We start from the raw sequence: 25,345 nt of genomic DNA on the forward strand, positions 1-25,345 counted from the left end.
TTGGCTTAATTCAGATAAAGGGTAAATGGAAGAGGGCATTTGCCCCAGTTGTAAAAAGGCATACCTTTAAATGCCAACATATCGGATCTATTAAAAGGGTAAAAGGCAATAAAAATCTTGACAGTCTTCGGTGTGTGTGGTAATTTTTGAATGAATGCTCATTCAGCTTTTTTGATCTTGCCGTTTAGAAAGGATTTCTCTTATTTTTAAGAAATGCAAAAACTTTTTAGTTATGTTTTTTAGGAAGGATGTTGTCTTTCACTTCATGGGAACTCGGAATTTCTACATTCCCTTATGGCTATGGTCATTAGATGTCTTTTAGGTTAAGGAGGTAATTATGGTTGGAATCAAATCATACGGGGCATATATACCCATCTCTAGAATGAACAGAGATATAATCGGTAATGCATGGGGCACCCGTTCCATAGGTGGCGAAAGGAGTGTTGCCAATTATGATGAGGATAGCCTGAGTATGGCTGTGGAGGCTGCCCTAAACTGTTTAAATGGAGAAGATCGTCGCGGGATTGAAGGGTTGTTCTTTGCCTCAACAACTTCGCCGTATAAGGAGAAGGCATGTTCGTCCATAGTGGCTACTGTTGCCGATTTAAACAGGGAAATCTGGACGGGTGATTTTGCTAACTCTCTTCGGGCAGGGACTTCTGCCATGAGAACGGCATTCAATACCATTAAAAGTGGTGAAGCAAAGAGTATCATGATAACTGCTGCTGACTGCAGGCTTGGGACCCCTCGTTCTGTTGACGAACAGACCTTTGGAGATGGTGCAGCAGCCCTTCTTTTAGGAGATTCAGATGTTATAGCTACCATAGAAGATGCTTACTCAGTGTCTGATGATATTACCGATGTTTGGAGAACAGATCAGGATACTTTTGTCCGTTCATGGGAAGATCGTTGGGTATTGATTAATGGTTATACAAAGAATATGAAGGCGGCGATCTCTGGAATTATGAAGAAAAGAGGATTGACACCAAAGGATTTTACCAAGGTGGTCTTATACAGTCCTGATGCCCGAAGTCATGCTGATTTGGCAAAGAGCCTTGGATTTGATCTAAAGACCCAGTTGCAGGATCCTTTAATTACGACCATTGGAAATGTTGGGAGTGCACAGCCTCTGGTTCTTCTGGTTTCAGCGCTGGAAGAGGCAAAAGCCGGTGACAAGATTCTTCTGGCTAGCTATGGAGATGGAAGCGATGTTTTTATATTACAGGTAACGGATGCCATCGAAGGAGTAAAAAACAAGCGAGGGCTCAAAAAGAGTATGGGATTGAAGATGATGTTGCCTACTTACGAAAAATACCTTGCTTACCGTCAGCTTGTATCACTACCAGAGGAGTTTATAAAGCTTTTCCCTTCAGCATCGGTAATGTGGAGGACCCAAAAGTGGGTCTTAAGCTGTCACGGAAGCAAATGCAAGAATTGTGGGCTTGTTTCTTTCCCAATTCAGAGGGTGTGTTTTGGGTGTCATTCTCGGGATGAGTTTGAAGAGGTGAGACTTTCTGATAAGAAAGGCAAGGTCTTTACCTATTCCTTGGATAACCTTGCTGGTGGTGTAAATCCTCCAACGGTACAGACGATTGTCGAGTCAGAGGAGGGAGGAGCAAGAATCTATTGTCTGATGACCGACTGTGATCCCAAAGAGGTTAAGGTAGGGTTGCCAGTGGAGATGACTTTCAGAAGATTCCATAGAGAAGGAGGGTTTTATAACTATTTCTGGAAGTGCAGACCGGCAAGATAAGGAGGGAACAAAATGGAAAGTATCAAGGATAAGATTGCTATAATCGGGATGGGGTGTTGTAAGTTTGGTGAAAACTGGAATAAAGGACCTGAAGATATGATAATAGAGGCGGCTTATGAGGCATACGAGGATGCTGGTATCGATCCTAAGGATATTCAGGCTGCCTGGCTTGGAACGGTCAGTGCCCATTGGATAGGGATGGGAGGACTTGCTTTGGCTGAACCCCTCAAGCTTCATGGGATACCCATAACCAGGGTAGAGAACTGGTGTGCTACCGGGCATGAAGCACTGAGGAATGCCTCTTTTGCTGTAGCATGTGGTATGTATGATATTGCTATAGCCGTCGGTTTTGAGAAACTCAAGGATACAGGTTTCCCAGGACTGGGAGTTGGACGAGGGATGCATCCTGTGATGGAGATGCGGAGAACAGCTCCCAGCAGTTTTGCCTTTATTGCTACCAGGTATTTTCATACCTATGGTTTAAGCCCGGAGGAAGGCAAAGAGACTATAGCCAAGATCGCAGTCAAGAATCACAAAAACGGGAGTCTGCATCCAAAGGCCCATTTCCAAAGGGAGATTACTCTGGAGCAGGCCGTAAAAGCTCCTATTATTGCATGGCCCCTTGGATTGTTTGATTGCTGTGGTAACAGCGATGGGGCAGCAGTGGCAATCATAGCCAGGGCTGACATGGCTAAAAAATTCAGGGATGATCCTATCTATATAAAGGGGATAGGGCTTTCTCAAAACAGCATGATGCCTCATTTCCAGCCAGGATTTGACTGGACAGGTTTTGAGGTAACTCAAAGAGCTGCCAGACAAGCATACGAGCAGGCAGGTATTAAAAACCCCCGCAAGGAGATAGACCTCGCTGTGGTTCATGATTGTTTCACTATAACTGAGCTTATTATTTATGAAGATCTGGGTTTCAGCCCTAAAGGGAAGGCAAGAGAGGATGTTGATGCCGGTACTTTTACCCTTGAAGGAGATCTTCCTGTCAATACTGATGGTGGGCTCAAATGTTTTGGTCACCCTGTTGGGGCAAGTGGCTTGAGGATGAGCTATGAGATATACAAACAGTTACAGGGGAAGGGGGATAAACGCCAGATTAAAAATGCTGAAATTGGATTAGCTCATACCCTTGGAGGACATCCTTCTGTATCCTGTGTGATGTTATATGGTAATAATCGCGGTTAGAAAGTATGTATCCGTTTACAGTTAACAGTTGGCAAAAACTTGAATCTAAGAAATACAAACCGTAAACTGAGAACCGTGAACGGTTACTAGAGGATTTTACTTTAAGGAGGGAACAAAATGGATTTTGAATTTACGGAGGAGCAAAGGATATTTAGAGAGGCGATAAAGAACTTCGCGGAAAACGAGATAGGACCATTGGTTGAAGAAGCAGAAGAGACAGAGGTTTATCCTGTGGAGATAATTCCCAAGGCTGGAAAGCTGGGTTTCCTGTGTGTCAGGTATCCGGAGAAGTACGGTGCTGCAGGGACAGACAAGCTCACTGAAAATATATACATAGAAGAGCTTATGCGGGTGTGCTCCGGGATAGGTTCCGGGCTTCTTGTCCAATCCAGCCTTGGTACTTCTATGATTCTTGAGCATGGGACAGAGAAACAGAAACAGGAGTATCTTGTGCCGGCCATTAAAGGGGAGAAGATATCAGCATTTGGCCTTACAGAACCCAATGCTGGTTCTGATGCAGCGTCAATACAGACCACGGCAGTAAAGGATGGGGATTATTATATAATAAATGGCAGGAAGATATTCATCACCAATGGAAGTATTGCCGATTATATCTGTGTGGCTGCATACACTGACAAGAGCAAGGGTTCCAAAGGTGGAGTTAGTATACTCATTGTGGATAAAGGTACTCCCGGTTATTCTGTTACCAGAAAGCTGAAGAAAGTAGGGAACCGTTCGGCTGACACTGCAGAGTTGCTCTTCGAAGACTGCAGGGTTTCAAAAGATAAGTTAGTGGGAGAAGAAGGGGAGGGATTCCCTTACCTGATAGCCACCCTCAAGAGTGGAAGGATTTCCTATGGTGGAAGGTGTATCGGGGTAGCAAGGGCTGCCTTGGAGGCATCCATTCGATATGCTGGAGAAAGGGTCCAATTTGGCAAACCCATAAAGGATTTTCAGGTAACCAAATTCAAACTAGCAAGAATGGCGATGGATATTGAAGCTGCCAGGTGGTTAACATATAGAGCATCCTGGTTGTTTGATCAGGGGAAAGACTGTATGAAAGAGGCCTCAATGGTGAAGCTGTTCGCAAGTGAAGTAGCTCAAAAGGTTACCAGTGAGGCTATGCAGATCCATGGTGGATATGGATACATAATGGAATACCCTATTCAGCGCCATTGGCGGGACGCAAGACTTCTAACCATTACTGAAGGTACTTCAGAGATTCAGCAGATCGTCATAGCCAGGGAACTGGGCGTTTAAAAAATTCTCCAAAACTCACTTGACAATAGTAATTAGAAGTTGCATACTTTTTGACTGTTAGGTATATTAGGCAAGGGGCGAATGGTCAAGGACCAGAGCGACTACAGCAGATGGACTTTTTACGAAGCTATCAGATTTCTTACTTTTAGGGAGAGATTGTCATGGAATATAAGAGCATAATAGTTTCAAAAGAAGAGGGTGGTATAGCAGTGATAACCCTTAATAGACCTGATGCGTTGAATGCCCTAAATGCCGGAGTGGGTAAAGACCTGAGAAAAGCAGCAGAAATATTGAAGGAAGACGATGAAGTAAGAGTTATCATTGTGACCGGTCAGGGAAGGGCTTTTGCCGCTGGTGCAGACATAAAAGAACTTAAAGATGCCGGCCCCTGTGAAGCCAGAGAATGGGCCAGGGCATTATTCGATTCATTCGAAGTTCTCGGGAAGATGCCTAAACCGGTAATAGCTGCAGTGAATGGTATTGCCTTTGGAGGAGGGTGTGAACTGGCTTTGGCATGTGACTTTATTGTTGCATCAGAAAAGGCACAATTTGGTGTGCCTGAAATAAAGATAGGGGTGCTTCCTGGTGCAGGGGGAATGCATCGTTTAGCTCGAGCTGTCGGGATGAGAATGGCAAAGGAGATGGTTTTCGCTGGAAACCCCATTGATGCAAAGACCGCCCAAGGTATTGGATTGGTGAACAGGGTGTTTCCTGCGGACAAGTTTTTGGATGAGGTTAAGGTTTTAGCCCGCAATATCGCATCAAAAAGTGGAATTACTTTAAAACTGGCAAAACAGGCACTCAATGAAGCACAGGATGCTCCTGATCCGGAAGGGGTATACAGGGACATCGATGCAATGGGAGTTGTCTTCTCAACCGCTGATCAGAAAGAGGGGATGGCAGCATTTGTTGAAAAAAGGGCGCCAAAGTTTGTGGGAAGGTGAGAGTTTAATAGAAGAATTTAAAGGAGGAGGTAAAACGTAAGTGGCTGATCAATCTAAAGGAACACCGGTAGTAGTACCGATGGTAGGAAAGATAATAGCAGTAGACGTAAAAGTGGGAGATAAGGTAGAAGAGAGCAGCCAGATGGCATTAATGGAGGCAATGAAGATGGAGATTCCGGTGGTTGCCCCGGTGTCTGGGAAGATAAAAGAATTAAATGTATCAGTGGGACAGACGGTTCAAGCAGATACGGTTATTGCTGTCATAGAATAAGTAGCTAATCCTAAGGGATTTCTATTAATGTATGCAGTGGGTCCAGATGTAGCATGGTTGATGGGGACAATTACGGCTTCAGGAATTGTTTCTGGTAATGGTTGAGCAGAGAAGGGCGCTTTTTGGGGGATTTAGTGATGGAAGAGGATATAGAAAAGATACGAGAAGAAACAAAAAGGTGGAACAGGGACTGTCTGGGAAAGCATACATTCAGGAAGTCTGAAACGGATTGGGGCCTAGAGATTAAGCCTCTTTATACTGTAGATGACATCAGAGATATTAATTATCTGGAAGAGATAGGCTTCCCGGGCGAATATCCTTTTACCAGAGCTCCCCATCCATCAATGTACCTTGGGAAACTGTGGACAATGAGACAGTACTCCGGGTATGGATCAGCAGAGGAAACCAATAAACGATATAAGTATCTTCTTGAACAGGGGCAGACAGGGCTGAGTGTGGCATTCGATCTGCCTACCCAGATTGGCTATGATTCGGATCATCCTCTTTCCCAGGGTGAGGTGGGAAAGGTAGGGGTAGCAGTTGATTCTCTTGCTGATATGGAGACGATTTTCAACGGGCTCCCTTTGGATAAATTGAGTACGTCTATGACTATTAATGCCCCGGCCGCCATACTTCTGGCAATGTATTTGGCAGTTGCAGAGAAACAAAGGATAGCCACTGAGAAGCTGAATGGCACGATTCAAAACGACATATTAAAAGAGTATACAGTCCGGGGAACATATATATTTCCGGTGGGTCCGTCCCTCAGGTTGATTACCGATATATTTGAGTACTGTTCAAAACATGTACCTAAATGGAATACTATAAATGTAGCGGGCTATCATATGAGGGAGGCCGGTGCCACAGCGGTACAAGAGATAGCCTTTACCTTTGCAGATGCTATTGAATATGTGAATGCGGGTATAAAGGCTGGGTTGAGGGTAGATGATTTCGCTCCAAGAATCTCCTGGATATTTAATACCCATAATAACTTCTTTGAAGAGGTAGCCAAATATAGAGCTGCCAGAAGGTTATGGGCAAAGATTATGAAGGAAAGATTTGGAGCTTCTGACCCCAGGTCATGGATGTTTCGCTTTCATACCCAGACCGCGGGCAGTGCACTAACTGCCCAACAACCCCTCAACAATGTTGTAAGGGTGGCATTCCAGACCTTGGCAGCGATATTGGGGGGTGCTCAATCCTTAGCTTCTTGCTCCTTTGATGAAGCCTTAGCACTGCCAACAGAGGACTCAGTACGTCTTTCCTTGAGGACCCAGCAGATAATAGCTCATGAAATTGGGGTTACCGATACAGTGGATCCAATGGGTGGCTCTTTCTATATAGAGAGTCTGACAAGAAAGATGGAGGAGAAGATAATCGACTATATCAACAGGATAGACGAGTTAGGAGGAGCCGCTGCTGCTATAGAAAAGGGCTATATTCAACAGGAGATTCAGGAAAGTGCGTACCGCTACCAAAAAGAAGTGGAATCCGGGAAAAAAGTGGTGGTAGGGGTGAATAGCTACCAGGTAGAGGAACCACTTCCCAAGGGTTTACTAAAGGTTGATCCAAAGGTAGGAGCTATTCAGATAAAAAAGCTTAAAGAACTTAAGGTAGCCAGGGATAATCAAAAGGTTGAATCCACCCTCTTAGCGTTAAGAAAGACTGCTGAGGGCAATACCAATTTAATGCCCCCAATACTCGAGGCGGTTAAGGCATATGCAACATTGGGTGAGATATGTGGTTTGCTCCGAGAAGTCTTTGGCGAATATGAGGGAACTTCGGCAATATGAAGGTTCTTCGCTCTATGTGATAAAAAGGAGCGATTTGAGAAGGGGGACCTAGATGAATCAAGACAGAAGGATTAGGGTTTTAGTGGCAAAACCCGGTTTGGATGGCCATGATAGAGGCGCTAAGGTTATTGCTCGGGCTTTAAGAGATTCAGGGATGGAGGTTATTTACACGGGGATTCGTCAAACCCCGGAACAGATTGTAGATGCAGCTCTTCAAGAGGATGTAGATGCCCTTTTGTTGAGTATTCTCTCAGGGGCTCATGGTTTTTTGTTTCCGAGAATAATGGAGATCTTGAAAGAAAAGGGATTAGGTGATATATTGGTTTTAGGCGGGGGTATTATCCCGGAAGATGATGTCCCGGAGTTAAAAAAACTTGGAATCTCTGAGATTTTTGGTCCCGGTATGTCTTCTCAAACACTAATAAACTATATTAGAGAGAATCTGTCTCAGGGATAAATAGTTGGTATATTCACAGAATAGATTGGGGAGATGCTATGGAACTGGTTGATGAGGTACGTAAGGGCTCGGTTAGAGCTTTGGCTAAACTGATTACCTTCGTGGAAAACGAAATGCCGGGTGGTGTTGAGGCAATGGAGAAAATCTATCCTTTTACTGGCAATGCCTATATAATTGGTATTACCGGACCTCCTGGAGCAGGTAAAAGTACGCTAACTGACAGGATTACAAAAGAGCTTCGAAGTCAGAACTACACTGTGGGAATTATAGCTATTGATCCAACAAGTCCATTTACCGGTGGGGCGTTGTTGGGTGATAGGGTGAGGATGCAGGGAGTAAGTAGTGATGATAATGTTTTCATTCGCAGCATGGCTACCAGAGGGAGTCTGGGTGGGCTTTCCAGAGCAACGTCAGATACGGTAAAGATCCTTGATGCCTATGGTAAGGATTATATTATTGTAGAGACTGTTGGTGTTGGGCAAGACGAGGTGGACATTGTTAGAACTGCTGATGTGTCGATTCTTGTTGTGATGCCGGGTGGTGGTGATGATATCCAGGCAATAAAAGCTGGCATTATGGAGATTGGAGATATATTTGTTGTAAATAAAGCCGATAGGGATGGTGCTGACAGACTGGTCACAGAGATTAAGATGATGTTAGGACTGAGTTCGACTGAAAGAGAATGGACTCCTCCCATTATTAAAACTGTAGCAACGGAAGATCAGGGCATCGGCACCCTTGTTGAAAAGATTAAGGAACATAGAGAGTTTTTGGTTAAAAGCGGTACGCTGGCTTACCGCCGGAAAGAAAGGATCCGAACTGAAATCATTAAAATAGTTGAACACGAGATATATCGGTATATGGATGGCTTGATAGCTGAAAATAAGGATCTCTTTGAACAGCGCCTGGAAAGTATTATAAATAAAAAAGAAGATCCATATCTGCTTGCAAAACAGGTAATAGAAATTATAGCGAAAAGGATATCAAGGAACACCAGTGTATAGAAGCAAAATAAGCGTCCAGCGGTCAGCACCCGGCGATCAGCAAGATATGTTATAATAAATCCCATCAGGCGGGTTAAAGGATTTGTTTTTTGCTGAGAACTAACGGCTGATAGCTGAATGCTTACGAAGTAAAAATGGAGAACAAATGAAGATAAAGAAGATCGACCATATCGGTATAGCAGTAAAAAGCTGTACTCCGGCTTTGAAGTTCTATGAAGATATTCTGGGTATGAAGTCTGCTGGTTCAGAAACCGTGGAAGAGCAAAAGGCTACTACCGTATTTCTGCCGATAGGAGACAGTGAACTGGAGTTGTTGGAATCCACATCTCCGGAGGGAGCCATAGCTAAGTTTATCGAAAAGAGAGGAGAGGGGATTCAGCATATCTGTCTTCAGGTAGAAAACATTGAAGAGGCATTGAGAGAGCTAAAAGAAAAGGGTGTTAAGCTGATTGACGAAACTCCCCGAAGAGGGGCAGGAGGGGCAAAAATAGCCTTTTTACATCCTAAATCAACCTATGGAGTGCTGATAGAGATAAGCGAGAGATGAGGAGAACTGGAGAATTATGAAGAAGGTGGCTCAGAAATTTATTAGATTATCTTCTTTAATCCTGTTATTCCTCTTTATATTCTACCCGATTACCTATGCTGATAATATAATCAAGGTAGCTGTGCTACCATTCCAGATAAACAGCTCAGAAAATCTGGATTATCTGAAGAAGGGAATCCTGGATATGCTCACATCCAGGATTTCTGTAGAGGATAAGATTGTAGTCCTTGAGAATACACGAGTAAATGAAGTTCTGTCTCGAATTAGTGAGAGTCCGATAACTGAAGAAATAATAAAAAAGATTGGCACTCAGCTTGGTGTGGATTTTATTATTTGGGGCAGCCTGACTAAGATAGGTGAGAGTGTTAGTATTGATGCCAAGATGTTTGACCTGAAGGAGAAAAAGTCTGTTACATCTCTGTTTGCCACAAGCAAAGGACTGGATAATGTAATTCCTGAAATCAGTGAGTTTGCTTTGAAGGCCAATTCCAGGATTACGGGTAAACCCTATCCTGTCTATTCACCTTCTCTTCCACCTCCTACTGCTAGTGCAGAGGCATCTGCTTTTATGTCAGAATTTCTTGTTTCTAAAAAGGGGAAAGGTACTTCTTCCGATACTGACTCTGAACTTGTAATGTCTGGTGATCCTCTGCGCCTCAGAAGAGGATTTTGGAAGAGTCAAAGACTGGATTTAGAGATTAAAGGTGTTGATGTTGGAGATGTGGATGGAGACGGAAAGAATGAGACAGTTGTTATGGACAATAACAGCATATCAATATATAGATACTCAGAAAATAGGCTGGCATTGATAAAAAAGATTAAAGGAAAGAAATCTGACAACTATCTATCTCTTGATGTTGCAGATATTGATAAAAATGGAGTTTCAGAGATTTTTGTAACCAACCGTGTTGGCACCACAATGGATTCCTTTGTTATGGAATTCCAAAAAGGAGATTTTATAAAGATTGAAACAGGCATCAAATATTTTTTAAAGGTGATTAGCACGTCCCGAAGTACTCATATGCTTCTTGGCCAGAAGGCAGGACTGGATGGTATTTTTTACGGTGGTGTGACTCAGCTTGTATGGAAGGACAAGAAATACGTGGAAGAACAAGATATTCCCCTTCCCCCGGGTGCCATAGTGTATGGTTTCAACTTGATTGATGCTGATAAAGATGGGAAAAAGGAGATTATTCTGATTGATAATTACGATAACTTGAAGGTTTTTTCTAATAGCGGGGAATTGATGTGGAAGAGTGATGAAATATATGGAGGGACAAAGAACTTTATAATAAAATATCCAAGCGGGACAAAATCGATTGACTATCTTGAAGTGCTTGAGACCAGATTATACCTTCAAAATCGGATACTGGTTCAAAGTCATAAAGGAGAAAATGAAATAATTGTTGTAAGAAATATTCCAGGCGCTGGAAAGTTATTTGAAAAAACTAGAATGTATAAGGACAGCGAAATTTATGGTCTAACATGGGATGGTCTGGGTTTATCAGAGAATTGGAGGACGAAAAAGATTTATGGGTATATTGCGGACTTTCAAATTAAGGATGTAGATAATGACGGAAAAGATGAATTAGTGGTTGGAATTATACAAACCTCTATTGGCTCAATCTTTAAAAGTGACAAGAGTTATGTTTTGGTCTATGAGTTAATGAATTAAATCCCCCTTTTTCAGTTGTCTAAAATTAAAAAAACCTTTTAATGATTCCACAAAAGATTTTTTGTTTGGATATTAACCACGAGTATTAAACTATCAAAAGGCGGTGTAGCTCAGTTGGTTAGAGCATGCGGCTCATATCCGCAGTGTCCGGGGTTCAAATCCCTGCACCGCCACCAAAAATTCCCCCCAAAATTATCATGCTGCGTCTTCTGCCTTTATTAAAGTTTTGAGTTACTGAGCTGGTACACCTGTCCCCTTTCTTATGCTGCCCCATCAAGTGTATCAATTGATTTCTTGGATCACTCTCTTTCCTTCTAATTCTAACAGTAACTCTTCAGCCAGCTTTTTATAAAAATCGACAAGTTTATTATTTCACCGTAACTTTTTAACTTTTCATCTGTCAAAGCTTATTAATAGCAGCGATATTATGATTTGCCTAATTTGATGAAGTAAAAGGTTAACCTTATGCAGGATGTACATGAGGATTTTGCAAGAAGGGCATCAGAGGGCGATGTCGAATCTTTTGAGAAGATATTTAGATCATATACCGATTATGTATATAACATTGCTTTGAGAATTGTTCAAAATAGAGAAGATGCCCAAGAAGTAACACAGGAAGTATTTATATCAGTATATCATAATTTAAAAAACTTTCGTTTCCAAGCAAAGTTAAAGACCTGGATATATCGGATAACAATTAATATGGCTATTAATCGCACTAAAAAAGAATCCAAAATGAACGATAGAACGGTAGATTATAATAATGCCTCTGCTCCGGGAAATCCTCTAAGCTCTTTGGATAACAGGGTGGAAAGAGAACATAAAGAGAGCATAATTAAAAAATTGTTAGACGCTCTTACTCCGGAACAAAGGGTATGCATCGTTCTGAGGAATATCGAAGGCTTGAGTTACCAAGAAATAGCACAGGTTTTAAATATCAATACCAATGCTGTGCGTTCAAGGCTAAAAAGGGCCAGGGAAAAAGTCTTAGCTTTAAGAAAAGAGGTGATGGTAAATGAATTGTAAAAAAGCAAAGGATTTAATTCTTACTGACTACCTTGATGGTTATATAAAAAGTCATGCAAAAGGTGACATAGAAGATCATATTAAGCATTGTAATGATTGTAGAGAATTTCTTATGGCAGCCAGTAAGACTGTGATCGAACCATTCGATGAGGCTATACGAGAAAAGACGCCGGAATCAGTATGGCAAAATCTGCGAGCAGCGATTCCAAAAGAACATAAGCAAAATTATTATAATCCGATAAACGTATTCTTGGAAGGATTGCGATCTTTAACTTTTATCCCTAAGCCTAGATTGGTATTTGTATCACTATTATCAATTCTTTTGATAGTTGTGTTATCGATAACATTTTTCCCTGTAAAACAAAATCAAGAATTAGCTAAGATAGCTTCCGATAAACAAGTTGAATACTTAACCTATCTTATGAGTTATCCTGATATAGTAGCAAATAATGGATCAAGTGGTTATGGTACTGATATTGAAGAATATTTTTTGTAAAATGTACATATGTAAAAAGTGTTTGATAATTTAAGAAGGAGGCATAGCCATGAAAACTAAAGTCAGTATATGTTCAGTCTTTGTCGTAATTGTATTGATATTTGCTATAAACCCATACGCTTTTTCCTGGCCGCCAGATGGGAAATATCCTGCAGAAAGCAAAAAGCATCGGGAAGTTAAGGAACATTTTAACAAAGTATTTGAACAGCTTAACCTGACCCCTGAACAAAAACAAAAGCTGGAAGAGAATAAAAATAAATATAAGGAAGAAGCAAACAGATTGAGAGAAGAGATACACAACAAAAAAGAGTTGCTTAGAGAAGAGCTTGCTAAACCTGAGCTTGACATGAACAAAATCACACAAATCCATAACGATCTAAAGACTGTACTTCTTAAGATGGAGGACCTTCGTCTTGAAGGAATACTTGAAGTGAGAAAAATATTGACCCCAGAACAACTTAACAAGTTTAATAAAAAGATGAAAAAATTTGGAAAGGAAAAACGAGGGTTTCGTAAGTACCGGAGAGAGTAGGCTTTATAGTATACTGAAGAAGCAATAATAACTAAGGGCAAAACGGGACTGATATTTTCCTTGACATAAAACTGGGTTTGATTAAGATTGCAATATGTTAAGGACAGCAAAGGCAGTATTCCAATCTCAACTTTTAGCCACCGAGAAAATCCTATTATATCAAAGACTAAACTCTTACGTCTTTCAATGGGTTATCAATTCAGGAAGAACCACTCTGGTTTCTAAATCACTGCTAATCATGAGCCTGTTTTTGCAAAGGGCAACAAGATTAAAAGGAGAGGTAGGTATGATCTTACTTGGCAGGCAACTATCCTACAGAATCTTTTCTTTGGTGCCACTTGTATTTTTTCTACTTGTTCCTTATAGAGCAGGAGCAGAGGGGGTTATAAAAAAGGGTGAGCTTCTTAGCCTGGAAAGATGCGTAGAGATAGCGCTGAAGAAACAGCCAAACATAGTTGCAGCAATGAATACAATAAATATAAATCAGAGCAGGGTAGGACAGACAAAGGCGAATTATTACCCACAGATAGATTGGTCATCAGGTTACAGTAAATCCTCTCCCATTTCCGGCACCAGCAGCCGTTCATCCGATGAATATTCAAGCAGTATTAATCTCAAGCAGGATATCTATGATTTTGGTAAAACCACTACAAGGGTAGAGGTTCAAAGACTGAACCTGGATTCTTCCCGTGTAGACCTTGAAAACGTATCAGATCAGGTAGTCTTTAATGTTAAACAGGGATACTACAGACTATTGCAGGCGAAGAGGAACAGGGATGTTGCTGAGGAAGCTGTTAGACAATTCGAAAAACACCTGGAACAGGCAAAGGGATTTTATGAGGTCGGCACGAAACCAAAATTTGATGTTACGAAGGCAGAAGTGGACTTGAGTAATGCAAAACTGAATCTTATAAAGGCTGAAAATGCACATAGGGTTGCAAGGGTAATCCTTAGCAACGCAATGGGGGTGCCTGATGCCCCTGAATACAGTCTGGTGGATAATCTTGCTTTTGTTAGATACGATATTATACTTGAAGATATGCTGAAAATGGCATATCTTCATAGGTCCGACCTTAAATCAATCCTCATTAAGAAAAAGGCAGCAGAGGCATCGATAGGGGTATCAAAGAAGGACTATTATCCTACACTGTCAGGAAATGCAGCTTACAGCCTGGTTGGTGAAAGGTTTCCCATGGAGGACGGCTGGAATGTGGGTATGACCATCACATTTCCATTATTTAGTGGGTTCTCAACCGGATTCCAAGTAGAGGAGGCTGTAGCAAACCTTAATCTTCTGAAGGCAAATGAAGAAACATTGAAACAGGAAATACTGCTTGAGGTTCAGCAGGCGTACCTGAATCTGCAGGAAGCAAGGGATAGGATTTCTGCATCTGAGATAACGGTAAGACAGGCAGAGGAAAACCTTGAGCTTGCAAATGGCAGATATACAGCCGGGGTTGGTAATCCAGTAGAGGTTACTGATGCACAGGTTTCATATAGCAGTGCAAAAACAGCCTATATCCAGGCACTTTATGACTACAGGATTGCACAAGCAAGCATTGAAAAGGCAACAGGTGAGAGATGAAAAAGATACTGATTGGCATTGTAACTATCGTAGTTCTTGGCATACTTGCTCTCATTGTGTTCAGGGGCAAAGGGGATCAACCGAAATTCATAACCGAAAAGGTTAACAGAGGTGATATCTTATCAACTGTTACCGCTACAGGCACAGTGAATCCGGTAACCACTGTCCTTGTGGGGACCCAGGTATCCGGGACGGTAAAGCACCTATATGTAGATTTCAATTCTCTTGTTAAAAAAGGGCAGGTCATAGCCCAGATAGACCCTGCGACATTTGAGGCACAGGTTGAGCAGGCAAGAGCAAATCTGCTCTCAGCCAGTGCAAATGTCGAAAAAGCAGAGACCACACTCCTTGATGCACGGCGGACCATGAAAAGAAACAGGGATCTCTTTTCCAGGAACCTGATTGCCAGGAGCGAGATGGATGTATCGGAGACAAATCACGATGTTGCAAGAGCTCAGGTGAGTGCCGCCAAAGCCCAGGTTGCTCAGACAGAGGCAGCCTTGAGATATGCCGAGACCAATCTCAAGTATACAAAGATACTTTCTCCGATAGATGGAATTGTTGTATCGAGAAATGTGGATGTGGGGCAAACAGTAGCCGCAAGTTTCCAGACGCCAACCCTTTTTACGATTGCACAGGACCTCACAAAGATGCAGATAGATACAAATGTGGATGAGGCGGATATAGGAAAGATAAAAGTCGGCATGAATGTTGAATTCACAGTAGATGCCTATCCTGACATGACATTCAAAGGGGCTGTATCCCAGGTCAGAAATGCTCCCATAAGTGTCCAGAATGTGGTTACCTACGATGTTGTTGTTAAGGTTAAGAATCCCGAATATAAGCTCAAACCGGGTATGACTGTAAATGTCTCCATAATAGTTGCCAGAAAAGAAAATATCTTGAAAATACCCAATGCTGCCCTGAGATTTAAGCCTCCTGAGACAGTCAAATCACCCAGGTACAGTAGCTTAGGCGTCTGGACACTGGAGTATGAAAAGCCCAAACGCATAACGATAAAGACAGGAATAAGTGACAGCAATTACTTTGAACTTCTCTCGGGGAATATAAGAGAGGGACAGGAAGTAATAGTGGAATCTCTGGCAAAAACGAAGGCGGAGTCCAAGGCTAGTAGTTCTAGATCGCGAGGACCTAGGATTTTTTGATATGGCACTCATTGAGGCAAAGGAAGTTAGCAAGGTATACAGGCTTGGTGATGTTGAGATAAATGCCCTTTGTGGGGTTTCTCTCACTATAGAGAAGGGCGAATTTGTTGCAATAATGGGACCTTCCGGGTCAGGAAAATCAACCTTTATGAATATTCTTGGATGTCTTGATAAACCTACAGAGGGTCGGTATATCCTTGATGGGATTGATGAAGGTAAACTTACCAGGGATGATCTGGCAAGGATAAGGAATAAAAGGATAGGCTTCGTTTTTCAGGGATTTAATCTGCTACCTAGAACTTCAGCCCTGGAAAATGTTGAATTACCTCTGCTTTATAATGGAGTTCCTGCCAGAGAAAGGAGGCAGAGGGCAATGGACTCCCTGAAGATAGTGGGGCTTGAGGGCAGGGAGCATCATCATCCCAATCAACTTTCAGGTGGTCAGCAACAGCGGATTGCCATAGCAAGGGCGCTTGTGAACAATGCCTCGATAATCCTTGCAGATGAACCGACTGGGAACCTTGATACAAAAACAAGCGCTGAAATAATGGAACTCTTTGTGAGACTGAACAGAGAATCTAAGATTACAATAATACTTGTAACTCACGAGTCTGATATTGCAGAATACAGCAGGCGTATTATAAGATTCATTGACGGACGTATCCGCAGTGACGTTCAACAGACAGGAAAATCATGATAGGGATTCCATCAACATTGAGAATTTCATTCAGGGCATTGAGAGTGAACAAAATGCGCTCTGCACTAACTATGCTTGGGATTATTATTGGTGTGGCTGCTGTTATTACCATGCTTGCTGTTGGTACAGGTGCAAGCCGTAAAATATCTGAGCAGATTTCGAGCATGGGTAGCAATCTTCTAATAATTCTTCCCGGAGCTACCACTGCAGGGGGGGTTAGAATGCTTGCAGGTACACAAGCTACCCTAACTATAGGTGACTCAGAAGCAATAAAGAAGGAGTGCTCTGCCGTATCGGATGTTGCCCCTGTTTTTGGAGAGGTTGCTCAAGTTGTTTACGGGAATCAGAATTGGTCAACAAGTATAGCAGGGACAACACCAGGTGTGTTTAATGTTAGAGATTGGACTATTGCTGCAGGAAAACCATTTACAGAGCAGGATGTCAGAAATGCTACAAAGGTCTGTTTATTGGGGCAGACTGTTGTGGACAACCTTTTTGGAGGTATGAATCCAATTGGTGAGATTATAAGGATAAAAAAAATTCCTTTTACTGTTATTGGCGTTCTTTCTGCCAAGGGTCCATCCCCAATAGGTCAGGATCAGGATGATACAATATTTGTGCCCATAACAACTGCGCAGAAGAGACTTTTTGGAACATTGTTTCCCGGGATGGTAAAGATAGTTGTCGTGAAGGCAAAAAGTGCAGAGGAAATGGAACCTGCTGAAAAACAGATAGACGAATTAGTAAAACAGAGGCACCATATCGGCCAAAAACAGGAAAGCGATTTCACCGTCAGAAATCTCACCGAGATGATGAAGGTTGCAGAACAATCCGCAAGGGTAATGACTCTTTTGCTTGGAGCTATAGCTTCCATATCTCTCTTGGTGGGAGGGATAGGGATTATGAACATAATGCTTGTTTCGGTTACAGAAAGAACAAGGGAAATAGGAATACGGATGGCTGTTGGTGCAAAGACATGGGATATAAGGCTTCAGTTCATAATCGAGGCGGTTACGTTATCATTAATTGGTGGAATAGCAGGAATTGTTCTGGGAATATCTGGTTCAAGGGTGCTGGCCATGCTTGCGGGTTGGCCTACAATAGTATCACCCTTTGCCATCCTCCTCTCTTTTGGTTTTTCTGGCTTAGTAGGGGTGTTTTTCGGGTTTTATCCTGCATACAAGGCATCGCTTTTTAACCCTATAGATGCATTGAGGTATGAATAATGTCCATGACTCATAATTAGTTCATCCTGAAAAATTTCCTTTTCCGCTCTCTGGTGCAGGTTTTTTGACCCATCTATGACTTGCTCCAGGCATTTTCAGGAACTCGCCCTTCGGGCTCAAACACCTGAAAATGCTTATCTTCCGCTTCGTCAAGATGGGTACCCCAAAAATCCTGCTCATGTTCGCTCCAAAAGAAATTTTTCATTTTTCAGGGTGGGCTAATTAGTAGAGTGTTCCGAAAATAACATCTCTATGCTGCCATTTATAACTCAACCCTTTGTTTGAAGAGGATTAATCGTCTGAAAAGGAGTGACTTGACATGATTAAACCCGGGTTTATCATAGCCGGATGTATTACAATGGTTTTGATCACTGTTGCAGTATCCAATAGCCTTTATGCAGCGGAGGAGTATTCTCTTGCCGACCTCTATAAGATTGCCCTTGAACGCTCTGAGAGGATAAAATTGTCAGAGGAAGACATCTATATTTCAGAAAGAGCGAAAGACAAGGCGGCCTCTGTGTTCTTTCCCCGACTCTCCACTTTCGGAAGCATTACGGGATACAGCGAGGAAAAACGGTCGTCAACAGGTTCTGTCATTCAGCCTGATTATTCTGCATCCTGGGGGTTAAGGCTTGACCAGTCCCTCTCGATAAGCGGCAGGGAATTCGATGCTTTTAAGATATCGAAGGATAATATTGAAAAGAGCAAATATGACCTCCATGTAGTGAGGGAGGAATATCTTTTCGGTGTTTCCTTTGCTTATTACGATGTCCTCAGGGTGAGGAAGGCTGTGGATATTGCAAAAGCAAATGTTGAGAGGCTCACAAAGCATAAAGATGCCGCCGCCATAAGAGTCAGAGTGGGTGAAGTAACAAAGACTGTTCTTCTGAGGGCAGAGGCGGAATTATCAGGTGCTCAATCGGAACTAATTAGGGCAGAAAACAATCTGAGTTTTACAAAGGCAGTCCTTGCAAGGGTCGTCGGATTGACAGGAGATTATAATCTCAAAGAGGCGTCTGAGGATAATCAGTACCTGGCAGGCTACAAGCCCGAGGATGCCTTGGGGCTACTCAAGGAAGCAGCCCTGTTGGAAAGGGTTGAATTGAAGTCTCTCGATATACAGAAAAAGATTGCAAGGGATCAGGTTAAATACACGAGCGGCCTCTACTGGCCCACAATTTCTATTGAGGGTATTTATTCAGGTAAAGATGAAGACCCTGCCACCGCCTCTTTTATTAAGGAAAGCATCTATGCGGGCATTAAGCTGAACTTCCCATTTTTTGAGGGAGGTCTCCGGAGGGCAGAGGTAATGGAGTCAATGGCAAAACAGAGACAGGCTGATCTCGTATATGAAGACCTCAGGAAGAAAATAAATGTAGAGGTTGAAAATGCCTACCTTGACTATATGACACAAAAAGGGGTTTTAAAATCTCTTGAGGATAGGCTGGCATTCGCCAGAGATAACTACAGTGCTATTTCAAGGCAGTTTGAATTTGGCCTGGCAAACAGTATAGATGTCATGGATGCAAATACATTACTTGTTACAGCAGAGCGTCAGGTTGTAGATGCTGTGTATAACTGTAAGTTGTCCATTCTGAAGCTTGAACGGGTAACAGGGAAACTGTTAAAAAGGGTTACAGGCAAACAGGCTGCAATTGACAGCAAGGATGCGGAAAAAAAGTAAAAGGAAGTGAAGCTATGTTTATGCAATACTACACTGTTAAAAATTACAGGAAAGATTACAGATTAGGTCAGGTTGTCCTTTTGTTGTTCCTTCTATCCCTTATCTTAATTTGCCCTGCTTGCAAGAAGAAAAAAGTAGAAGGGACTGCTGAAAAAGCTATTAATGTTCGTGTTCAGGCTGTTGAGAAAAGGTCTTTCAGACCCTTCGTGGAAAGCATCGGTACACTGATGCCTGGTGAGGAGGTTATGGTAAGCAGTGAGATTGAAGGGGGTTTAAAAAGCGTAAGAGTGGATGAAGGAACAGTGGTTTCAAAGGGGATGCTTCTTGCGATAATTGATGATACGAATTACAGCCTCGAAGTTAAGAGGACAGAGATCGCTTTAAAGCAGGCAGAAGCAACCCTTGAAAATACGAGATTGGAGTATCAGCGAAAGGATGCCCTTTACAGGGAAGAACTGGTAACGAAACAACAGTTCGATGATGTCTCCACCCGACTGTCTCTTGCTATGGCTGAAGTGGAACGGGCAAAGGCAACCTGTGCCCTTTCTAAAGAAAGGCTTTCCAAGACGGGTATCCACTCACCCATACATGGTATCATAAAAGAGAAGAGGGTTTCAGCAGGGGATTATGTTAGGAACGGTACAAACCTCTTTGTGGTTATCCAGAACAATCCTCTCAAGCTCAATTTTACGATAACGGAAAAGGATGTTGGGAAACTCCGTGTAGGGCAGGATGTGACCTTTAGAGTTGATGCCTTTCCTGGCAAGGAATTTAAGGGTAGTGTGAGGATCCTCTATCCAAGTCTTGAGGAAAGAACCAGGACCCTTCAGGTTGAAGCAAGAGTCCCCAATCATGATGGTCTCCTGAAACCAGGGCTCTTTGCTAATGTTACCCTGTATACGGGGGGGCAGGGGGATACAACCGTTGTGCCTATAACATCTATACTCTATGACGACTCAAAGACTAAGGTTTTTGTTATTGAGGGCGACCATGCCAAAGAAAGAGGGGTAAAGATTGGCAGTAAGTACGGAGAGCTTATAGAGATTGTGGAAGGGTTGGAAGGAAAAGAGATGGTTGTGATTGTAGGTCAAAACAATCTGTCAGAAGGAGTAAAGGTTAATGTGGCTCGCTGATACATCAATTAAACGGCCTGTCTTTGCAACCATGCTCGTCCTGGCCCTGGTGGTTCTGGGGGCAGTGAGTTATGTGGGCATCGGTGTCGATCTCTTTCCCAAGGTAGATTTTCCTATTGTCAATATAACAACGACCCTAAAAGGTGCCAGCCCTGAGATCATGGACATCGACGTGACTGACAAAATCGAAGAGGTAGTCAACACCATCAATGGTGTAAAGAGTATTACATCTTCAAGTGTTGAAGGGGCATCGGTTGTAACTGTTGAATTTGTCCTTGAGAGGGATATTGATCTGGCAGTTCAGGATGTGAGGGAAAAGGTCTCTGTTATCAGACAAAAACTTCCCGAAGACATTGATGAACCGATTATAGAAAAGGTTGACCCTGATGCTAATCCGGTGCTCTGGGTCAACCTCTCGGGAAACAAACCAGTACGGGAGCTTTCAACCTATGCTGATGAGGTTTTGAAAGAGAAACTCCAACGGATCAACGAGGTGGGAGCCGTGAGGATGTATGGATTGCGCCTCAGGCAGGTGAGGATCTGGTTGGATGTTTATCGGATGAGGGCTTATGGGATTGCGCCCAGCGATATTACCCAAGCCCTCATGCGTGAGAACCTCGAACTCCCTGGCGGCAGGATCGAGAGTGTCTCCAAGGAGTATAATGTTAAAATTAAAGGAGAGTTTTCCAGAGTTCCTGATTTCAACGACCTCATTATGGCATATTACCATGGTGCACCTGTTAGGCTTCGGGATATCGGAAGTGCCGAAGATGGAATGGAGGAAAAGCGCACTATTGCAAGGTTTAATACTGCTCCGTGTGTTGGTCTTGGCATCCAGAAACAGTCGGGAACCAATACGGTGGAGGTGGTGAACCGGGTCAAGAAGGAACTGGTAAATATTAAAAAAAACCTCCCACCAGGAATGGAGATTGGCATTTCCTTTGACCAGTCCACCTTTATCAACAGATCAATTAACGAAGTTCAAAGGCATTTGATCATTGGCGGTTTGCTGGCTGTCCTGGCTGTGTTTATCTTCCTGAAGAACTGGCGGACCACGGTCATCAGTGCCCTGGCTCTTCCTGTCTCGGTAATTGCAACCTTCGCCTTGATCAAGGCATTTAACTTTACCTTCAATAATATGACTATGCTTGCCCTTTCCCTTTCCATTGGCCTTCTCATTGATGATGCCATTATTGTTATTGAGAATATCCATCGTCATATCGAGGAAGGGATGGCACCCCGGGAAGCTGCCTCTTTCGCCACTTCGGAGATTGGCCTCGCCGTCATGGCTACCACGTTTGCTATTGTAGCCATATTTCTTCCTGTAGCCTTCATGAAGGGGATTATTGGCAGGTTTTTCCTACAATTTGCCCTTACCGTGGTCTTTTCCGTTCTTGTTTCCCTGATTGTCTCTTTTACGTTGACTCCCATGATGGCCTCGATTTTCTTGAAACCGCACCAGAAAGGCACAGAGCCCCATCCAGGCAATTCTTCGTATTTTTCCTTTCTCTCCAGGATCGGCGATTGGTGGGAGAGATGGTATAAAAAAATAGAGACGAGCTACCGTAGCCTCCTAGAGGTATCTCTTCGTTACAAAAAAACGGTACTTACAGTTGCTATTCTTATCTTTATCTTGAGTCTCTATGTAACGAAGTTCATTGGGAAAGAATTTAGACCTTCGGAGGACCAGAGTCAGTTTACGGTAAGACTCGAATCTCCTGTTGGCTACTCGGTAGACAGTGCCGACGAGCTTTTTAAGAAGGCCGAGGGTATAGTTAGGCAAACCCCGGAAGTGAAATCGGTCTTCTATATCCAGGGCTATGGACGAACCGTCCAGATCAACAAGGCTATCCTGTTTGTCAATCTCCAGAAGAAATCGGAAAGAGAGAAGAGCCAGGAACAGATTAAGAAGGAGTTGAGGCGTAAGTTCAGCCAAATACCGGGATTAAAGGGTACGGCTGAGGATGTCTCCATGATCGGCGGCGGAATGAGGAATGTTCCTATTCAGTATAGTATTCGTGGAGGCAATTTATCCTCTCTTCAGGCATATACGAGGCAAATCGTCAGCGAATTTTCGAAATTACCTGGTATAGTGGATGTTGATACCTCACTTGAAACCGGTAAACCGGAGCTCAAAGTCTTTATTGACCGAGATAAAGCGGCTGATCTGGGTGTGAGTGTAGCCTCCATTGCCGAGGCGGTAAATTTGCTGATCAGCGGTGAGGTGGATGTGACAAAGTATAAGGATGAAGAAAGGGGAAGACGCTACGATGTGCGGGTGAGGCTCAACCCCCAAGACCGAATGAACCCCCATGATCTGGGTAAAATTTACGTACGGGCAAAAGATGGAAGACTGATTGAGCTTGCCAATGTAATCCGGATCAGTGAAGGGGGTGGTCCCAGTGTCATCAACCGTGTGGACCGACAGCGTGCCATTACCGTTTTTGCCAGCCTTGAGGGAAAACCTCTGGGACAGGCTATAGGTGAGCTCAATGCCATATCTGCCAAAGTGCTCCCCTTGGATTATATACCAAAATATAAAGGAATGGCTGAAACCATGGGAGAATCCTTCAAGTACCTTATCTTCGCCCTGTTTTTAGGCATTATTATGGCCTACATGATTCTTGCAGCGCAGTTTGAAAGCTTCGTTCATCCCTTTACGGTGCTTCTCTCCATGCCACTGTCTTTTATAGGGGCATTCGGGGCACTTTTTCTGACAGGAAAAACAATTAGCATTGTTAGCCTCATCGGCATTATCCTTCTCATGGGGTTGGTCAAGAAGAACGCGATCCTCCTCGTTGATTACACAAATACACTCAGGGAAAGAGGAATGTCGAAGAAAGAAGCGATTATTCATGCAGGACCAGTGAGACTGAGGCCAATCCTTATGACCACCTTAGCCATGGTTTTCGGAATGCTTCCTGTTGCAGCAGGTTTAGGCGAGGGGACTGAGACCCGCTCTCCCATGGGCATTGCTGTCATTGGTGGTCTTCTTAGTTCCCTATTTCTGACTCTGGTTGTTGTGCCGGTAGCCTACGACATTTTTGATGATTGGGTGTCAAGGTTTATGAAAAAGAGAAAGGGCAGGGGTGAATAATCGCAATATATGGACGATTGGAACAAAGGTTTGCAAACTCTAAAGATGATGCTAATTATGTTTTCTGCTGTATTACTGGTATATGTCTCATCTTTTGGATGTAGAAGAGGGGAGGAAGATGAGATTAGCGGTACGGCAAAGAGAAGTTTTGGAGGAAAGGTCATCGATATCGAAGTTGCCAGTGTAGAAACCATGGATATTCACTATGATATAGATGCCATTGGCTCGTTTCTTTCAAATGAGGATGTGACCATCACTTCAGAGGTTACAGGGAAAGTAAAAGAGATATTTGCCGATGAAGGGAATCCGGTAAAGAAAGGGAGTATTCTTCTCAGGGTCGATGATGAAAAGGCACAACTGGTCGTCGAAAAGGCGAGATCAGTCGTTGAAGAAACAAGGGCGGCTTTTGACAAACTGATGGCAGGGGCAAGAACGGAAAGGATCGAACAGATAAAGGCGAATCTGGATCAGGCAAGGGTCAGCCTTGAGAAGATAGCAAGCGACTATAAAAAACAGAAGGAATCTTACGAGAGCGGGGGAATCGATAAGGACACATTTGATAAGATAGAGTCCAGATATGAAACAGCAAAGAAGAAGGCATTGACTGCGGAAGATGTATATAGGACAGTTGTAAGTGGTCCTGCGAAAGAGGATATTGCGGTGGCAAAGGCAAAGGTTGAAAAAGCCATGGTAGGGTTAAGGGTAGCGGAGAAAAATCTTAAAGATACAAGTGTATATTCTCCCATTAAGGGGATAGTTGATAATAAGATGATATCTGTTGGGGGGCACATCAAAAACGGCACTAAGCTTTTTAAGATAGTGCAAAACGACCCATTAAAGCTCTCTTTCTCTATCCCCGAGGTATTTACGGGTGAGATTAAGATAGGTCAGCCTCTGGTAGCCACGGTTAATGCCTTACCGGGAGAAAAGTTTACAGGGAAGGTATATTTTATAAGCCCTGAATCTGACCCTTCTACACGAAGCCTTAAGGTGAAGGCAAAGATAGGGAATAGAGATAACAGACTAAAACAGGGATTCTCTGCAGATATCCAGTTAATTACCTCAACCAAAAAGGACGCCATGGTGCTTCCAGAAGAGGCTGTTGTGTCAGTGGCTGGTAAGCCATCCATATTTATAATCAGGGACAACAGGGCAGTACTGGACCACATAAGAATTGGCAGACGTCTTGACGGAAAGGTGGAGGTGTTATCCTATAGGTTAAAAAGGGATGACATTATAGTTACAAAAGGGCATAAAAACTTGGTGGATAATGCCAATGTGAGAATAATAGGGAGGAGGGAAGGGGGATAATATGAAGATGGTTCTTATAGCGTACTCTGAGGCTGCTGACTATGATCTGATAGGTGCCATAAAAGCAGCAGGGGTAAGAGGATACACAAAATTTACCGAGGTTCTGGGCGAAGGCACCGAAACCGAGCCTCATATGGGAACCCAATGCTGGCCAGGAAGGAACAACTTCCTGGCCATCGCAGTTGAAGATAGAGAGGTCGAACATCTGATTTCGGCAGTTAAAGAAATGAAGAAAAAACATCCCAAGGCTGGGGTCAAGGCATTTATTATGCCGATGGAGGGAATAGTCTAGCACCAACGCCTTACTCTGCCATCCCAAATTTGATTTCTTACGAGTTCGTTTCAGTTTATAAACGAAAATTAATAGTGTTGTCAACAAATAGAATTGTCCGCTTTTGTAACAAATGAATTGTCCACTTTTCTGTCCTCGGAGAAATGGTAAATTTGGAGTCGGAATATCTCCCCTGGGATAGAAGACGAGCGGCGGACCTACG

22 protein-coding genes and 1 tRNA gene are annotated in these 25,345 nt (G+C 43.0%); all 23 read left to right on the forward strand.

Annotation, left to right across the window (positions count from 1 at the left end):
* Nucleotides 1-337: 337 nt before the first annotated feature.
* Nucleotides 338-1,753, forward strand: a complete 1,416-nt coding sequence (locus tag AB1401_10575) for a 3-oxoacyl-[acyl-carrier-protein] synthase III C-terminal domain-containing protein (protein MEW6615895.1) — start codon at nt 338-340, stop codon at nt 1,751-1,753.
* 12 nt (nt 1,754-1,765) lie between these two features.
* On the forward strand, nt 1,766-2,947 hold the full coding sequence (locus AB1401_10580) for an acetyl-CoA acetyltransferase (protein ID MEW6615896.1): 1,182 nt from the start codon (nt 1,766-1,768) through the stop codon (nt 2,945-2,947).
* 117 nt (nt 2,948-3,064) lie between these two features.
* Nucleotides 3,065-4,207 (forward strand): acyl-CoA dehydrogenase family protein, encoded by a 1,143-nt coding sequence (locus AB1401_10585; protein ID MEW6615897.1) that lies wholly within the window; start codon nt 3,065-3,067, stop codon nt 4,205-4,207.
* A 161-nt stretch (nt 4,208-4,368) separates the two neighbouring features.
* Nucleotides 4,369-5,151, forward strand: a complete 783-nt coding sequence (locus tag AB1401_10590) for an enoyl-CoA hydratase-related protein (GenBank protein ID MEW6615898.1) — start codon at nt 4,369-4,371, stop codon at nt 5,149-5,151.
* 40 nt (nt 5,152-5,191) lie between these two features.
* Nucleotides 5,192-5,422, forward strand: a complete 231-nt coding sequence (locus tag AB1401_10595) for a biotin/lipoyl-containing protein (protein MEW6615899.1) — start codon at nt 5,192-5,194, stop codon at nt 5,420-5,422.
* Between the two features lie 137 nt (nt 5,423-5,559).
* Nucleotides 5,560-7,215 carry a methylmalonyl-CoA mutase family protein gene (locus AB1401_10600; GenBank protein MEW6615900.1) on the forward strand — a complete coding sequence of 552 codons (1,656 nt, stop codon included), beginning with the start codon at nt 5,560-5,562 and terminating at the stop codon, nt 7,213-7,215.
* A gap of 52 nt (nt 7,216-7,267) precedes the next feature.
* The gene (locus AB1401_10605; GenBank protein ID MEW6615901.1) at nt 7,268-7,672 is read left to right on the forward strand and encodes a cobalamin B12-binding domain-containing protein; all 405 of its coding nucleotides are present in this window, start codon (nt 7,268-7,270) and stop codon (nt 7,670-7,672) included.
* Between the two features lie 38 nt (nt 7,673-7,710).
* Complete coding sequence (gene meaB, locus AB1401_10610; protein MEW6615902.1) at nt 7,711-8,676, forward strand: methylmalonyl Co-A mutase-associated GTPase MeaB; 966 nt, start codon at nt 7,711-7,713, stop codon at nt 8,674-8,676.
* Between the two features lie 145 nt (nt 8,677-8,821).
* On the forward strand, nt 8,822-9,223 hold the full coding sequence (gene mce, locus AB1401_10615; GenBank protein ID MEW6615903.1) for a methylmalonyl-CoA epimerase: 402 nt from the start codon (nt 8,822-8,824) through the stop codon (nt 9,221-9,223).
* Nucleotides 9,224-9,239: 16 nt separating this feature from the next.
* Entirely contained in the window at nt 9,240-10,898 is a 1,659-nt protein-coding gene (locus tag AB1401_10620) for a VCBS repeat-containing protein (protein ID MEW6615904.1), read from the forward strand.
* A 99-nt stretch (nt 10,899-10,997) separates the two neighbouring features.
* Nucleotides 10,998-11,074, forward strand: a tRNA-Met gene (locus AB1401_10625).
* A 289-nt stretch (nt 11,075-11,363) separates the two neighbouring features.
* Nucleotides 11,364-11,924 (forward strand): RNA polymerase sigma factor, encoded by a 561-nt coding sequence (locus AB1401_10630; protein ID MEW6615905.1) that lies wholly within the window; start codon nt 11,364-11,366, stop codon nt 11,922-11,924.
* Nucleotides 11,914-12,420 carry a hypothetical protein gene (locus AB1401_10635; GenBank protein ID MEW6615906.1) on the forward strand — a complete coding sequence of 169 codons (507 nt, stop codon included), beginning with the start codon at nt 11,914-11,916 and terminating at the stop codon, nt 12,418-12,420. The genes AB1401_10630 and AB1401_10635 overlap by 11 nt, the downstream gene beginning before the upstream one ends.
* 49 nt (nt 12,421-12,469) lie before the next feature.
* Nucleotides 12,470-12,952, forward strand: a complete 483-nt coding sequence (locus AB1401_10640; GenBank protein ID MEW6615907.1) for a Spy/CpxP family protein refolding chaperone — start codon at nt 12,470-12,472, stop codon at nt 12,950-12,952.
* A gap of 286 nt (nt 12,953-13,238) precedes the next feature.
* Nucleotides 13,239-14,537, forward strand: a complete 1,299-nt coding sequence (locus AB1401_10645; protein ID MEW6615908.1) for a TolC family protein — start codon at nt 13,239-13,241, stop codon at nt 14,535-14,537.
* Nucleotides 14,534-15,703 carry an efflux RND transporter periplasmic adaptor subunit gene (locus tag AB1401_10650; protein MEW6615909.1) on the forward strand — a complete coding sequence of 390 codons (1,170 nt, stop codon included), beginning with the start codon at nt 14,534-14,536 and terminating at the stop codon, nt 15,701-15,703. The genes AB1401_10645 and AB1401_10650 overlap by 4 nt, the downstream gene beginning before the upstream one ends.
* Before the next feature lies 1 nt (nt 15,704).
* Nucleotides 15,705-16,400: an ABC transporter ATP-binding protein gene (locus AB1401_10655; protein ID MEW6615910.1), complete on the forward strand. Its 696-nt coding sequence runs from the start codon at nt 15,705-15,707 to the stop codon at nt 16,398-16,400.
* The gene (locus AB1401_10660; protein ID MEW6615911.1) at nt 16,397-17,626 is read left to right on the forward strand and encodes an ABC transporter permease; all 1,230 of its coding nucleotides are present in this window, start codon (nt 16,397-16,399) and stop codon (nt 17,624-17,626) included. Before AB1401_10655 ends, AB1401_10660 begins: the two co-directional genes overlap by 4 nt.
* 319 nt (nt 17,627-17,945) lie before the next feature.
* On the forward strand, nt 17,946-19,310 hold the full coding sequence (locus tag AB1401_10665; protein MEW6615912.1) for a TolC family protein: 1,365 nt from the start codon (nt 17,946-17,948) through the stop codon (nt 19,308-19,310).
* Nucleotides 19,311-19,324: 14 nt separating this feature from the next.
* A complete protein-coding gene (locus AB1401_10670; protein ID MEW6615913.1) occupies nt 19,325-20,443 on the forward strand; it encodes an efflux RND transporter periplasmic adaptor subunit in 1,119 nt (372 codons plus the stop codon).
* On the forward strand, nt 20,430-23,540 hold the full coding sequence (locus AB1401_10675; protein ID MEW6615914.1) for an efflux RND transporter permease subunit: 3,111 nt from the start codon (nt 20,430-20,432) through the stop codon (nt 23,538-23,540). Before AB1401_10670 ends, AB1401_10675 begins: the two co-directional genes overlap by 14 nt.
* 9 nt (nt 23,541-23,549) lie before the next feature.
* Nucleotides 23,550-24,851: an efflux RND transporter periplasmic adaptor subunit gene (locus tag AB1401_10680; GenBank protein ID MEW6615915.1), complete on the forward strand. Its 1,302-nt coding sequence runs from the start codon at nt 23,550-23,552 to the stop codon at nt 24,849-24,851.
* 1 nt (nt 24,852) lies between these two features.
* Nucleotides 24,853-25,143 (forward strand): PG0541 family transporter-associated protein, encoded by a 291-nt coding sequence (locus AB1401_10685; GenBank protein MEW6615916.1) that lies wholly within the window; start codon nt 24,853-24,855, stop codon nt 25,141-25,143.
* The last annotated feature ends 202 nt before the right edge of the window (nt 25,144-25,345 follow it).

The sequence above is a fragment of the Thermodesulfobacteriota bacterium genome (assembly GCA_040757775.1).
Lineage (GTDB): Bacteria > Desulfobacterota > UBA8473 > UBA8473 > UBA8473 > UBA8473.

Excerpts from the sequence above, each read along its gene's own strand:
- AB1401_10575 (MEW6615895.1), top strand. The coding sequence starts at position 338 with ATGGTTGGAATCAAATCATACGGGGCATATATACCCATCTCTAGAATG.
- AB1401_10580 (MEW6615896.1), top strand. The coding sequence starts at position 1,766 with ATGGAAAGTATCAAGGATAAGATTGCTATAATCGGGATGGGGTGTTGT.
- AB1401_10585 (MEW6615897.1), top strand. The coding sequence starts at position 3,065 with ATGGATTTTGAATTTACGGAGGAGCAAAGGATATTTAGAGAGGCGATA.
- AB1401_10590 (MEW6615898.1), top strand. The coding sequence starts at position 4,369 with ATGGAATATAAGAGCATAATAGTTTCAAAAGAAGAGGGTGGTATAGCA.
- AB1401_10600 (MEW6615900.1), top strand. The coding sequence starts at position 5,560 with ATGGAAGAGGATATAGAAAAGATACGAGAAGAAACAAAAAGGTGGAAC.
- AB1401_10605 (MEW6615901.1), top strand. The coding sequence starts at position 7,268 with ATGAATCAAGACAGAAGGATTAGGGTTTTAGTGGCAAAACCCGGTTTG.
- meaB (MEW6615902.1), top strand. The coding sequence starts at position 7,711 with ATGGAACTGGTTGATGAGGTACGTAAGGGCTCGGTTAGAGCTTTGGCT.
- mce (MEW6615903.1), top strand. The coding sequence starts at position 8,822 with ATGAAGATAAAGAAGATCGACCATATCGGTATAGCAGTAAAAAGCTGT.
- AB1401_10620 (MEW6615904.1), top strand. The coding sequence starts at position 9,240 with ATGAAGAAGGTGGCTCAGAAATTTATTAGATTATCTTCTTTAATCCTG.
- AB1401_10630 (MEW6615905.1), top strand. The coding sequence starts at position 11,364 with ATGCAGGATGTACATGAGGATTTTGCAAGAAGGGCATCAGAGGGCGAT.
- AB1401_10635 (MEW6615906.1), top strand. The coding sequence starts at position 11,914 with ATGAATTGTAAAAAAGCAAAGGATTTAATTCTTACTGACTACCTTGAT.
- AB1401_10640 (MEW6615907.1), top strand. The coding sequence starts at position 12,470 with ATGAAAACTAAAGTCAGTATATGTTCAGTCTTTGTCGTAATTGTATTG.
- AB1401_10645 (MEW6615908.1), top strand. The coding sequence starts at position 13,239 with ATGATCTTACTTGGCAGGCAACTATCCTACAGAATCTTTTCTTTGGTG.
- AB1401_10650 (MEW6615909.1), top strand. The coding sequence starts at position 14,534 with ATGAAAAAGATACTGATTGGCATTGTAACTATCGTAGTTCTTGGCATA.
- AB1401_10655 (MEW6615910.1), top strand. The coding sequence starts at position 15,705 with ATGGCACTCATTGAGGCAAAGGAAGTTAGCAAGGTATACAGGCTTGGT.
- AB1401_10660 (MEW6615911.1), top strand. The coding sequence starts at position 16,397 with ATGATAGGGATTCCATCAACATTGAGAATTTCATTCAGGGCATTGAGA.
- AB1401_10665 (MEW6615912.1), top strand. The coding sequence starts at position 17,946 with ATGATTAAACCCGGGTTTATCATAGCCGGATGTATTACAATGGTTTTG.
- AB1401_10670 (MEW6615913.1), top strand. The coding sequence starts at position 19,325 with ATGTTTATGCAATACTACACTGTTAAAAATTACAGGAAAGATTACAGA.
- AB1401_10675 (MEW6615914.1), top strand. The coding sequence starts at position 20,430 with ATGTGGCTCGCTGATACATCAATTAAACGGCCTGTCTTTGCAACCATG.
- AB1401_10680 (MEW6615915.1), top strand. The coding sequence starts at position 23,550 with ATGGACGATTGGAACAAAGGTTTGCAAACTCTAAAGATGATGCTAATT.
- AB1401_10685 (MEW6615916.1), top strand. The coding sequence starts at position 24,853 with ATGAAGATGGTTCTTATAGCGTACTCTGAGGCTGCTGACTATGATCTG.